Source organism: Amycolatopsis sp. NBC_00345, from assembly GCF_036116635.1.
GTDB lineage: Bacteria > Actinomycetota > Actinomycetes > Mycobacteriales > Pseudonocardiaceae > Amycolatopsis.
In genome coordinates, this window is sequence record NZ_CP107995.1 from 8,039,610 (window position 1) to 8,052,116 (window position 12,507).

At 70.6% G+C, this 12,507-nt stretch carries 8 protein-coding genes; 6 read left to right on the plus strand and 2 right to left on the minus strand.

Translation table 11 applies throughout. The features are described 5' to 3' along the window. Positions 1 to 322: 322 nt before the first annotated feature. Together OG943_RS36315 and OG943_RS36320 are read left to right on the plus strand one after the other, a co-directional pair. Entirely contained in the window at positions 323 to 2,935 is a 2,613-nt protein-coding gene (locus OG943_RS36315; RefSeq protein ID WP_442874829.1) for a transglycosylase domain-containing protein, read from the plus strand. Positions 2,936 to 3,146: 211 nt separating this feature from the next. Next, positions 3,147 to 5,747, plus strand: a complete 2,601-nt coding sequence (locus OG943_RS36320; protein WP_328605436.1) for a transglycosylase domain-containing protein — start codon at positions 3,147 to 3,149, stop codon at positions 5,745 to 5,747. Positions 5,748 to 5,852: 105 nt separating this feature from the next. On the opposite strand, the gene OG943_RS36325 is transcribed toward OG943_RS36320, so the two are convergent. Further along, on the minus strand, positions 5,853 to 6,914 hold the full coding sequence (locus OG943_RS36325; RefSeq protein WP_328605437.1) for a Gfo/Idh/MocA family oxidoreductase: 1,062 nt from the start codon (positions 6,912 to 6,914) through the stop codon (positions 5,853 to 5,855). A gap of 55 nt (positions 6,915 to 6,969) precedes the next feature. On the opposite strand from OG943_RS36325, the gene OG943_RS36330 reads away from it, so the two are divergent. Together OG943_RS36330 and OG943_RS36335 are read left to right on the plus strand one after the other, a co-directional pair. Continuing rightward, positions 6,970 to 8,037, plus strand: a complete 1,068-nt coding sequence (locus tag OG943_RS36330; RefSeq protein ID WP_328605438.1) for an ROK family transcriptional regulator — start codon at positions 6,970 to 6,972, stop codon at positions 8,035 to 8,037. Between the two features lie 36 nt (positions 8,038 to 8,073). Then, complete coding sequence (locus OG943_RS36335) at positions 8,074 to 9,642, plus strand: glycosyltransferase family 87 protein (RefSeq protein WP_328605439.1); 1,569 nt, start codon at positions 8,074 to 8,076, stop codon at positions 9,640 to 9,642. Between the two features lie 63 nt (positions 9,643 to 9,705). Here OG943_RS36335 and OG943_RS36340 read toward each other — a convergent pair whose 3' ends face one another. After that, positions 9,706 to 10,479: a deoxyribonuclease IV gene (locus tag OG943_RS36340; protein ID WP_328605440.1), complete on the minus strand. Its 774-nt coding sequence runs from the start codon at positions 10,477 to 10,479 to the stop codon at positions 9,706 to 9,708. Between the two features lie 109 nt (positions 10,480 to 10,588). Here OG943_RS36340 and OG943_RS36345 point away from each other — a divergent pair, with 109 nt between their 5' ends. Then, the gene (locus OG943_RS36345) at positions 10,589 to 11,404 is read left to right on the plus strand and encodes a hypothetical protein (RefSeq protein WP_328605441.1); all 816 of its coding nucleotides are present in this window, start codon (positions 10,589 to 10,591) and stop codon (positions 11,402 to 11,404) included. A gap of 143 nt (positions 11,405 to 11,547) precedes the next feature. After that, positions 11,548 to 12,447, plus strand: coding sequence for a hypothetical protein (locus tag OG943_RS36350; protein WP_328605442.1), 900 nt, complete (start codon positions 11,548 to 11,550; stop codon positions 12,445 to 12,447). The last annotated feature ends 60 nt before the right edge of the window (positions 12,448 to 12,507 follow it).

A 12,507-nucleotide genomic window follows, 5' to 3' on the forward strand; every position in this document is an offset into this window, starting at 1 on the left:
GGACGCCGGCCTGGGAGGCCCATTCGTGACCGACGATCGCAACCGCTCCTGGCCCGGCCAGGAGCCAGATGCACCTCGCCGTGCCCAATGGCCGGGCGAAGACCCCGGTCCCGCCTGGCCGGGCGAGGACGCCCCCCGTCGTCCCCGGGCCCCCCAGAACCCGCCCCGCGGCAACGGCGCTCCCCGCCGTCCGGCCGCGAACGGCGGCGGTCCCGACTGGCCGAACGGCGACGAACCGCAGTGGCCCGGGTCCGACGAGGCCCCGCGCCGCCAGCCGCCGCAGCGTCCCCCGGCCCCGCCGGACGGGCGGACCCAGTCCGGCATGCCCGCGCGCCGCCAGCCGCCGCCACCCCCTGGCAACCGCCCGCCGGGCCCGAACGGCCAGACGCAGGGCTTCCGCCAGGCGCCACCGCCGGGTCAGGGCCCCGGCGGCCCGGGTGGTCAGGGCCCCGGCGGCCCGTCCGGCCCGCACCGCCGTCCGCCGCAGGGGGGACGGCCCGCGCCGCTGCCGCCCCCACCGGCCTACCAGGACCCGGCCTACCCGGACCGCGAGCCGCAGCTGATCACGCACGCGGTGCACGACGGCACCAACGACGCCTTCGGCTACGACCCGTACGACGATCGCTATGACGACCGGTACGACGAAGACCACCAGTACGCGCAGTACGCCGACGACGAGGACTTCGAGGACGAGCCGGAGCTCGACGAGGACGGCAACCCGATCAAGCCGCCGCTGACGCCGAAGCAGCGCAAGAAACGCCGCTGGAAGATCATCCGGCGCGTCCTCTACGCCATGTTCGGCCTGTTCGTGGTGGTTCCGGCGATCGCGTTCGTCATCACGTACTTCTCGGTGAAGGTTCCTTCCCCGCAGGACGTCAAGGCGTTGCAGAGCCAGCCGATCACCTTCCTGTACGCCAACAACACGGTGATGGGCCGCAACATCCCCGAGGGCGGCGACCGCGAGCTGCTGCAGCCGAACCAGGTGCCGGACGTGGTGAAGCACGCTGTGTACTCGGCGGAGGACGCCACCTTCGAGACCAACTCCGGGTTCAACGTCATGGCCATCGCGCGGTCGGCGTTCAACCAGGTCACCGGCGGCACCGGCGGTGGCTCGACGATCTCGCAGCAGTACATCAAGCAGGCCACGGCGAACGACGCGCCCACGCTGACCCGTAAGTGGACCGAGCTGGCGAAGTCGTTCAAGCTCAACAACACGACGTCCAAGTCGGACATCATCACCGGCTACCTCAACATCGTCTACTTCGGACGCGGCGCGAACGGCATCGCCGCGGCGTCGAAGGCGTACTACGGCAAGGACGTCGCCCAGCTCAACCCGTCGGAGGCCGCGCTGCTCGCGGGCCTGATCCAGGGGCCGAGCAAGTCGGAGGACCAGACCTACGCCAAGAAGCGCTGGACCTATGTGCTCGACCAGATGGTGCAGAACCACTGGCTCTCGCAGGCCGACCGCGCCGCCGCGACCTTCCCGACGCTGATCCCGAAGGGCTCGCAGAAGGAGAAGGACAACGCCACGCTGGACTACCACATCCAGCAGCGGATCCTGGCCGAGCTGGCGGCCAAGGGCTACGACGAGGACAAGCTGTACGCCTCGGGCGCGAAGATCTACACCACGATCGACCCGGCCGCGCAGAACCTGGCGGCCCAGTCCGTGCAGGACAACATGAAGGGCCAGACCGACCCGGACTTGCTGGGAGCGCTGGTCGCCGTCGACCCGAGAACGGGCGGGGTGATCGCCTACTACGGCGGCCCGTCCACGGTGAAGGACAGCAACGGCAAGGACCAGGTGGCCACGGACTGGGCGAACACGCCACAGAACCCGGGTTCGTCGATGAAGCCCTACGACCTCACCGCGTTCCTCAAGATGGGCAAGGGCCTCGGCGAGGTGTTCGACGGGACCAACTACCGGACGCTCGGCGGCCGCGTCGTCCGCAACGCGGGTGAGAGTTCCAGCTGCGGCCCGCAGTGCACGGTCAAGAAGGCCATGGAGGTCTCGGCCAACACCGTGTTCTACGACATGGTGCTGAACGTGACCCACCCGGCGCCGGTCGCGGCGGCCGCGAAGGAGGCCGGCGTCCAGGCGGCCCCGAACGGCAAGGCCCGGCTGGGCATCAACGACGCCAACATCGCGCTCGGCGGTGGTGAGACGGCTCTGACCCCGGAGGACCAGGCCGCGGGCTACTCGAGCTTCGCCTCCGGCGGCGTCCGGCACCAGCAGCACTTCGTCGCGAAGCTGACGAACGCCCAGGACGAGGTGGAGTTCGACGAGACCACCGACCAGGGCAAGCCGGCGTTCGACTCCGACGCGCAGAAGAGCCAGCAGATCGCGGGCAACGTCACCGACGCGCTCGGCCCCGTGATCAAGGAGTCGAACCTGAAGTGCCCGACGGGGCACGAGTGCGCCGGCAAGACCGGTACGCAGCAGTTCGACCCGACCGGGAAGAACGTGCCGAAGTCGTACAACGAGCGCAACGCCCAGACCTGGATGGTGGGCTACACACCGTCCATCTCGGTCGCGGTGTGGGTCGGCGGTGACGGCAACAAGCCGTTGCACGACAAGAACGACAAGCCGATCTTCGGTAAGACGATCGCCGGTCCGACGTGGCAGGACTTCATGACGGACTACCTCAAGGACAAGCCGGCGGAGAAGTTCGACAAGGTCCAGCCGATCGGCAAGGACGCGGACACGGTGGTCCCGTCGACCACGCAGAGCAGCCGGGTGGCGACGACCACCGACTCCCCGCCGCCGAGCGAACCCTCGACGTCCACCTCGGCGCCCTCGACGTCCGCGACCAAGAGCGAGACCACGTCCCCGACCCGTCCGACGTGGTTCGGCGGTGGTGGCAATCCCGTCCCGCCGGGCGGCGGCGGCAACGGACTCGGGGCCGGTGGCAAGCCACCGAGAGGCCCGACCGGGTAGCGCCCGGGCTTTGACCTGCGAAGGCTCCCCCTCTTCTCGTTGGAGGGGGAGCCTTCGCACGTCCGGGGCCGGTGACGCCGCAGTGTGTGCGATCGGGCACACATCGGAAGAGTCGCGCGGGTGAGTGAACCTGCCCCCATCGACGCGCGTCCTCTCCAGGAGAGGGGCACTGCGCCCGCAGCACGCCCGAATCCTGACGGAGGATCCGCACGTGAACGACGACCGCACCCGATCGTGGCCCGACCGGGATCCGGACCCGCGGCGTCAGCCCCCCGCCGGAGGCCAGGGAACGCCGCCCTGGGCCCGTAATCCGGGCGGGCACCCCCAGAACCCGCCGCCGCGGAACCCGGGCCCCCGGCCGCCGCGGGCGCAGCCGAACCGGCCCGAAGCGCAGCCGAACCGGCCCGGCACCCCGCCGCCCGGCTTCCGGCAGCCGCCGCCGGGCGGCCGCCGTCCCGGGCCGCCGCCGCAGGGGCCGCGCCGCGAGCCCGAGCTGATGACCCACCACGTGCACAACGGCACGGTGGACTACAACCGGGACTACAACGGCGCGGCGGACTACGACCCGCTGGACCCCGACGACGTCTACCCCGAAGAGCCGGAACTCGACGCCAAGGGCAGACCGGTCCTCACGCCCGCGCAGCGCAAGAAGCGCCGCTGGAAGATCATCCGGCGCTCGCTGTACGCGTTTGTCGGCCTGTTCATCGTGATCCCGGCGATCGCGTTCGTGATCACCTACTTCGCCGTCGACGTGCCATCGCCGCAAAGCGTTGCCCAGACGCAGAACCAGGCCGTGACCTACCTCTACGCCGACGGCAGCGCGATGGGCAAGGACGTGCCCTCCGGCGGCAACCGGCAGATCCTTACCCCGCAACAGATCCCGGACGTCGTGAAGCACGCGGTGATCGCGACGGAGGACTCGTCGTTCGAGACCAACTCCGGCTTCGACGTCACGGGCATCCTGCGCGCGGTCTACAACCAGGTGACCGCCGGCACCGGTGGTGGCTCCACGATCTCGCAGCAGTACATCAAGAAGGCCACGGACAACGACGCGCCCACGCTCACCCGCAAGTGGACCGAGCTGGCCAAGTCCTTCAAGATGAACCAGACGTACGAAAAACAGGACATCATCACCGCGTACCTGAACATCATCTACTTCGGACGCGGGGCGTACGGGATCGGCGCGGCGTCTCAGGCCTTCTTCCACAAGGACGTCAGCCAGCTCGACTACTCCCAGGCGGCGCTGCTCGCGGGCCTGATCCAGCAGCCCGGCCGAGCGGATAACCCGAAGGTGGCCACCGCCCGCTGGAACACGGCGCTCGACCGCATGCTGGAGAACCACTACATCACCCAGGCGCAGCGCTCGAGCGCGCAGTTCCCGACGCCGATCCCGCTGGCGGACTCGAAGGGCGACTCCGGCGCGCCGTACCAGTTCATCTCCGACCAGGTGAAGGACGAGATGGCCCAGCACGGGATCCCGCCCGAGAAGTACTACTCCGGCGGCTACACCGTGCAGACCACGATCGACAAGAAGGCGCAGGACGCGGCCCAGCAGGCGGCGACCGACGCGTTGAAGGACCAGGTGGACGACCGCCTGCTCGACGCGCTGGTGGCGATCGACCCGAAGACCGGCGGCGTGCTGGCCTACTACGGCGGCCCGGTGACCATCGACGTGAACGGCCAGAAGCAGGCCGCGCGAGACTGGGCGGACACCCCGCAGAACCCGGGCTCGTCGATGAAGGCGTACGACCTCACCGCGTTCCTCAAGATGGGCAGGGGAATCAACTCGACGTTCGACGGGACGAACAACCGGGTGTTCGACGGCCGCAAGGTCCGCAACGCCGGCCCGAGCAGCAGCTGTTCGGACCACTGCACGGTCTCCGAGGCGATGATGCGCTCGGCGAACACGGTGTTCTACGACATGGTCCTGAACGTCACCCACCAGGTCCCGGTGCAGCAAGCCGCGCAGGAGGCCGGCGTCCGCCTCACCAGTGACGGCGGCAAGTCCGAGATCTCCACCAAGGACAACAACATCTCCCTCGGCGGTGGCGACACCCGGATCACCCCGGCCGACATGGCGGCGGGCTACTCGACGTTCGCGGCGAACGGCGTCCAGCGCGACCGGCACTTCGTGCTCAAGGTGACGAACGCGCAGAACGAGATCGCCTACGAAGCCGCTCCGAGCGCGGGCAAGCCGGCGTTCGCGAGCAACGATGCGGGTCTGAGCAAGCAGATCGCGGGCAACGTGACCAAGGCGTTGAAGCCGGTGATCGACTTCTCGCACCTGAAGTGCCCGTCGGGCCACGAGTGCGCCGGCAAGACCGGCACGCAGCAGCACACGAAGCGCGCGAGCGAGCCGGCCTGGTCCGCCGACGCGAACGCGCAGACCTGGATGGTCGGCTACACCCCGTCGGTCTCGGTGGCGGCCTGGGTCGGCGCGGACGGCGACCAGAACCTGCACGGCAAGGGCAACTCGCCGATCTTCGGCTCCACGATCGCGGGCCCGATGTGGCAGAAGTTCATGAACACCTACCTCGCGGGCAAACCGAGCGAGAAGTTCGACGACGTGCCCCTCATCGGAGACGCCGCGCCGCCGTCCGAGGGCGCGTCCGACACCGCCACCCCGCCGCCGGACGAGGGCGACGGGAACGGACCGACCGGCAACCCGGACAGCCCGGACAACCACTCCACGGGTGACCCGAACGAGAGCAACAACCCGTCCCAGCCCGCGCACACCCCGAAGCCCCCGAAACACAGCCAGACCAACGGCCCGCCCGACACGGGAGGACCGCCTGACCCCGGCAACGAATAGGCAGAAAGGCGCCCCCACCGGAATTTCCGGTGGGGGCGCCTTTCTGCGAGGAAGCCGTGGTCCCGGCGCTGGGGGTGGGTCACCAGGACCACGGCCGGTACTGGGTCAGCCGTCGGACAGGCTGATCACGCGGGCCTCCGCGGCCGAGCGGTGCGCGGCCTCGATCACGCGCAGGGTCGCGACGGCGCTCGCCGGGTCGACCGGGAAGGCCGCCTCGCCGCGCAGGGCGTCTCGGACCTGGGCGTAGAAATCCTGGTAGCGGCCGACCTCGGTGGGCACGGTTTCGGTGCCGTCGTCGACGCCGAGCGTGCCCGCGTCGGCGGCCGGTTCGACGCCCCAGCCCTCGTCGCCGGGGCGGAGGCCGGCCTTGATCTGGGGCTCCTGCACGTCGAGGCCGTACTTGGTGAACGTCGCGTGGTCGCCCAGCAGGCGGAAGCGCGGGTTGCGCGTCGCGGCGAGCGCGGAGGCCCACAGGTGCGAGCGGACGCCGTTGGTGTGGTGCAGCGCGACGAACACGTCGTCGTCCACGGCCACGCCGGGGCGGCGGCGGTCGGCCTCCGCGTACACCTCGGCGACCGGCCCGAACAGCTGCACCGCCTGGTCGACGATGTGCGCGCCCAGGTCGTAGAGCAGGCCACCGGCTTCGGCGGGGTCGCCGAACTCGCGCCAGTTGTCCTTGACCTTCGGCACCCAGCGGTCGTAACGCGACTCGAAGCGGAAGACGTCGCCGAGGCGGCCGGACTCGATCACCTTGCGCACGGTCAGGAAGTCCGAGTCCCAGCGGCGGTTCTGGAACACCGTCAGCCCGACGCCCTTGGCCTTCGCCGCGGCGACGACCTGCGACGCCTCGGCGGCGGTCGGCGCGAACGGCTTGTCCACCACCACGGGCAGGCCCAGCTCGATCGCGCGCAGGGCGAGCGGCACGTGCGTCCGGTTCGGGGTGCTGACCACCACCAGGTCCAGCTCACCCGCGCGGGCGAAAAACTCGTCCGGGCCGGGAATCACCTCGGCCCGCGGGTACTCGGCCTGGGCCTGCGCGGCCCGTTCCGGGTTCGAGGTGACGATCGCCGCCGGCGCCAAACCCGGGGTCGCCGCCACGAGCGGCGCGTGGAAGACGCGGCCGCCGATGCCGTAGCCGAGGATCCCCACTCGTAAGTCATCAGCCATGCCGCCTATTAAACAACACTGTTGCGAAACTAGCCACCTCTGCGAAGATCACCGCATGACGGAAACCGGGGTCAACCTGCGCGGGCTGCGCCAGCTCAACAGAACGTTGCTGCTCGGCCACATTCTGCGCTCCGGCGGCCTCAGCCGGGTGGAACTCGCCGAACGCAGTGGGCTGACTCAGCAGGCCGTGTCGAAAATCGTCGCCGACCTGCTCGAGACGGAGCTGCTGGACGTCGAGCGCCAGCCGTCCACGCGCGTCGGCAAGCCGCGCACGCTGCTGCGCATCCGGCCGTCGGCGCGGTGCGCCCTCGGCGCCCAGCTGGACCGCGACGAGTTCCGCATGCTGCGCACCGACCTGGCCGGTGGCGTCGAGGACGTCGTGGAGGGCCCGCTGCCCGTCGGCTTCACCCCCGAGCAGGCCGTCACCGCGCTCGCCGGCGCGGCGCGCGAGCTGCTCGCCGACGTCGACCCGGCGCGGGTGCTGGGCCTCGGCGTCGGCGCGGTTGGCCCCCTCGACCACCTCGAGGGCCGCGTCCGCGACGCGACGAACATGCCCGGCTGGCACGACGTTCCCCTGCGTGACCTGCTGGCCGAGCGCACCGGCCTGCCCGTGACGCTCGACAAGAACACCAATTCCGCGGCCTTCGCCCACGCCTGGCCGGAAAACGCTCCGAGCACCACGGCCGTGGTGCTCGTGGGCACCGGCATCGGCGTCGGGCTGCTGGTCGACGGGCGCGTCTACCGCGGGCCGCGCACGAACGCCGGTGAGTTCGGCCACACCACGATTTCCTACGAAGGCCCGCGCTGCGCGTGCGGCCGGCGCGGCTGCGTCGAGGTCATGCACAACTCGGCGGCCACCACGGAGGAGGCCGCGCGGCTGCTCGGCATCGGGCTCGCCGACCTGGTCCAGGTGCTCGACCTGGAGCGCATCGTGCTGTTCGGCCGCGCCGTGCGCGCCGCCCCGGAGGTCTACCGCGACACCGTCGCCGGTGAGCTGCGCGAACTGCTGCCGGTGCCGCACTGGCAGCGGATCGACGTCGAGCTGAGCACCTTGAGCGAGGACGCCGTGGCCCTGGGTGGGGCATTCGAGGTGCTTGCCGGGTTCTACGAAACGCCGAAATGACAGGCTGCTGACCTGCATACCGATAACATCCGCGGCGTGCCCGACCAAGCCACCGACGAAGAGCCGGACGCGGCTCCCCGCACGCTGACCCCAGCCGAGCGGATAGTGCCCAGCTGGACCGACCCGCTGGCGGCCGCGGCGACGAGACCCCTGGGCGGCCCGCTCGGCGAGCACGCCGCGGTCGGCAGGCACTGGTTCTGGTCACCACAGCGCGTCGGCCTCGCGGTCGCGATGCTGGCGCTGGTGATCTGCTGGTTCGGCAAGGCCTCGTGCATCCAGCAGTACACCGACTCCAGCGGCGCCAACCAGCTCGACTGGCGGGCCGGGCGCCCGTTCGTCGCGATGTGCTACTCCGACATCGTCCCGCTCTACAGCTCCGAGCGGCTGAACGACCCGCACACGTTCCCGTACGTCTCCTCGTGGAAAGAGGACACGCAGACGGCGGAGAACCAGACCCGGTACATGGAGTACCCGGTGGTCAGCGGGCTCTTCCAATGGGTCAACGCGAAGCTGGCGGCGGGCTGGCTCTCGGTCGCCGACTCCGGCTGGCTGCCGGGCGCGCTGCCGGTGGCGATCTACTTCAACATCTCCGCGTTCTGGCTCGCGCTCGCCTGGCTGGTCACGGTGTGGGCGACGGGCCGCACGATGAAACGCCGGCCGTGGGACGCGTTGCTGGTGGCGGCCTCACCGCTGGTGTTCGTGCACGCGTTCACGAACTTCGACGCCATCGCCACGGCCTTCACCGCCGCCGGCCTGCTCGCCTGGTCGCGCAGACGCCCGGAGGTGGCCGGCGTGCTGCTCGGCCTCGGCGCGGCCACGAAGCTGTACCCGCTGCTGTTGCTCGGGGTCCTCTTCGTGCTCTGCCTACGCGCGGGGAAGCTGCGCGCGTGGGGTAAAACGGCGCTGTTCACCGTGCTCGCCTGGCTGGTCGTGAACGTCCCGTTCATCCTCGTCGCGACCCGCGGCTGGTGGGAGTTCTTCCGGCTCAACACGCTGCGGCCGATGGACCCGGACTCGCTCTACAACGCCTTCTCCTACGCCACCGGCTGGACCGGCTTCGACGGCTTGCTCCAAAAAGGACAGACGCCGGTGTGGCTCGACGCCGTGGTCGCGGCGCTGTTCCTGGCCTGCTGCGCGGGAATCGCGTACATCGGCCTGACCGCCCCGCGGCGGCCGCGGCTCGGGCAGCTCGCGTTCCTCGTGGTGGCGGCGTTCCTGCTGACGAACAAGGTGTGGAGCCCGCAGTACTCGCTGTGGCTGGTGCCGCTGGCGGTGCTCGCGATCCCGCGCTGGCGCCTGCTGCTCGGCTGGATGGTGATCGACGCGCTGGTCTGGGCGCCGCGGATGTTCTACTACCTCGGCACCGACCACAAGGGACTGCCGGAGGGCTGGTTCCTGGGCACGGTGGTCGTGCGCGACCTCGCCGTCATCGGCCTGTGCGTGCTGGTGATCCGCGAGGTCTACCGCCCCCGCACCGACCTCGTCCGCCTCTCCGGCGACGACGACCCGGCCGGCGGCGTCCTGGAACGCACCCGCGACCGCGTACGGCTGCCGGGGTTCCGCAGCCCCTCACGCGCCGCGCACGCCGCACCCCCGCGAACCTGAAAGGCCGTTAAGGCCTCCTTACCCGCGTCCCACGCGGGTAAGGAGGCCTTAACGGCCTTTGCCTCAGCTGGCGTGTTTGCGCAGGTAGGCGATGTCCGCGGCCTGCCCGTCGCCCGGGGTCTCGACCACCACGGGGGCGCCGGCCTGGCGCGCGACCTCCGCGAGCAGCTCGGGTTCGATCGTGCCGTCGCCGTCGACCACGTTGGCGTGACGGTCGCGGTTGGAGCCGAACTCGTCGCGGGAGTTGTTGAGGTGCACCAGGTCGATGCGGCCGGTGATGGCCTTGACCTTCTCGACGGCGTCGGCCAGGTCCCAGCCCGCGGCGTAGGCGTGGCAGGTGTCGAAGCAGAAGCCCGCGCCGAACTCGCCGACCTGGTCCCAGAGCCGCGCGATCACGTCGAGCTCGCGGGTCATCGCGTTGTCGCCGCCCGCGGTGTTCTCGATCAGGATCGGCACGGCGAAGCCGCCCTTTTCGGCCTCGCGCTCGAACAGCTTGCGCCAGTTGGCCAAACCCGCCTCGACGTCGTCCCCGGCGGTGACGTGACCGCCGTGCACGATGAGCCCCTTCGCGCCGATCTCGGCCGCGCCGGAAGCGTGCTGCGTGACGTTCTTACGGGATGGGATGCGAATGCGGTTGTTCAGCGACGCGACGTTGATCAGATAGGGCGCGTGGATGAACACCTCGACGGGCGCCGCCTTGATCGCCTCGCCGTGCGGATGCGGCTTCGGCGCCTTCCATCCTTGCGGGTCAGAGAGGAAAAACTGGACGACCTCGGCTTCTCGCTCGGCGACGGCGGTGAGCGGATCGTCGTCACGGACATGGGCGCCAATCTTCATGCGAGCACGCTACCCCCGAGTGAATCCTCACCTGACGCCCCAGTTCGTCACGCTCGTGGAGTAGCGTGAGCGCGTTCCGTGATCCAGCTCGGGCCGACGGAGGGCTTGTATGGGGAAGAACGCCGCCCGGATCACCGCGTTGGGGATCGCCGCCGCGGTACCGGTCCTGTCCGCCGCGATCGCACTGCCGGGGACGGCAGCCGCGGACACCAGCCCCACGGTCGGCGGCGACTGCCCGGCCACCCTGCAGAACGGCAAGCCCGGCCAGGGCCTGACCGTCGATGCGGGCGCCCCGCTCAACGCGCCGAACCGGCTCACCGTCGGCCTCGACTCGAAGTCGAAGCAGGCCGACGGCCAGAACAACCTGCTGAACCTGCCGGTCGGTGACACCGTCCGCGCGCTGGGCGTCGGCGAGGTCCCGGTCGTGGGCGACGCGGCGAGCAACACCGTCTGCCCGCTGGTGCAGGGCGCGGCCAACGGCGTCGGCAACACCACGCAGGGGCTGCTCGGCAATGTCCAGGGCACGCCCCCCGGTGGCACCCCGCCGGGCACACCCCCGGGTGGTTCACCCCCCGGCACGCCGCCGGGCGGTTCACCGGGCAACCCGAACCCCGGGGGCAGCAGCCTCGACCCGGTGGCCACCGGCCCCGGCGACGTGCTGTCCGGCCTCGACTCCATCTCGGGTGTCTTCACCAACGCCGCGATGCTGCCCGCCAGCTTCGTCCAGGCGCCGGTGATCACCCAGGTCATCCCCGGCAAGGTGCCGGACCAGCCGCCGACGGTCGACGAGAAGAAGTCCGGCAGCGCGCAGGCCCTGCCCGCCGTGGCGCCGCCGGCGCGGCTGCCGATGCTGATCGCGGTGCTCGCGCTGGCGATCGTCGCCGCGGCGCTGGTGCGCGCGTGGCTGCGCCGCAAGCCCGCCTGATCCAGCTTTCCCGTTCACCACGAGTGACGCCCGCTTCCACCCGAATGCCTGACATCGGTGGCTGAGCGGGCGTCACTCGTTTTCGTTACCGTCGTTGTCCTGGGAAGAGAGTTCGGCGGGATGCGGCGAAGGGGTCGACGACCATGCAGCATCGAACACGGAGGGCCACCGCGGTGGGGGCCGCCGCCTTCGTACTGGCGGGCTCGGCCGTTTTCGCCGCTCCCGGCACCGCTTCAGCGGACACCGTCACCGCGAAATGCGGGGACACCGTCACGGTCAAGCCCGGCGACGTCGTTTCCACACCCTTCGGCTTGAAGACCGTGACGGACGGACTGACCAGCCTCGTCGGCGGACTGCTCGGCGGGCTGTGCCAGGTCACCGTGAAGGTGGTCGACACCGTGGTCGCGCCGGTTCCGGTGCTCGGCGCCCCGGCCGCGAGCGCGGTCAACCAGGCGGTCCAGGGCACCACCAACGGACTCAGCAAGTCCACCGGCGACCTCGGCAACGCGCTCAGCGGCGGCAAGGCCGCGCCGCAGAACCCCGGCCCCGGCGGCAGCCCGCAGCAGCCGCCGAACGGTGGCGCTCCGCAGGGTGGCGCACCCGCGGGTCAGAGCCCGATTCCGGGAGTGAACAGCCCGCTGCTGCCGTCGTCCGGCGGCGGCGGCGGGGCCGGCCCGCTCTCGACGCTGTTCCCGAACTTCACCAGCCTGCCCTTCGGCTACAGCACCGGTTACGCGCCGATGCGCGACTACAGCAACATCCCGATGGCGATGGCCGGCCTGTTCAGCCCGTCGCCCGCGCTGCGGTACGGCAGCCAGATCCCGGGTTACCAGCCGCAGTACGGCCTCTCGAATCCGGCCGGCCCGGCGTCGGGCAGCGCGGGTGTGCAGAACGCCGGGCAGGCCGAGGCGTTACCGACCGACGGCAACTCTCACACGAACGGGTTGGACTGGCCCATGCTGGTGGCCGTTCTGGCACTCTCCGGAGTCAGCGCCGGCCTGGTCCGGACCTGGGTACTCCGCCGAATGGCCGCTTCTGCTTAGGCCGACCCGCCAGTATCTTTTGCAGGTCCCGGTCGTTATTCCTGTGACAATGGCCGACGC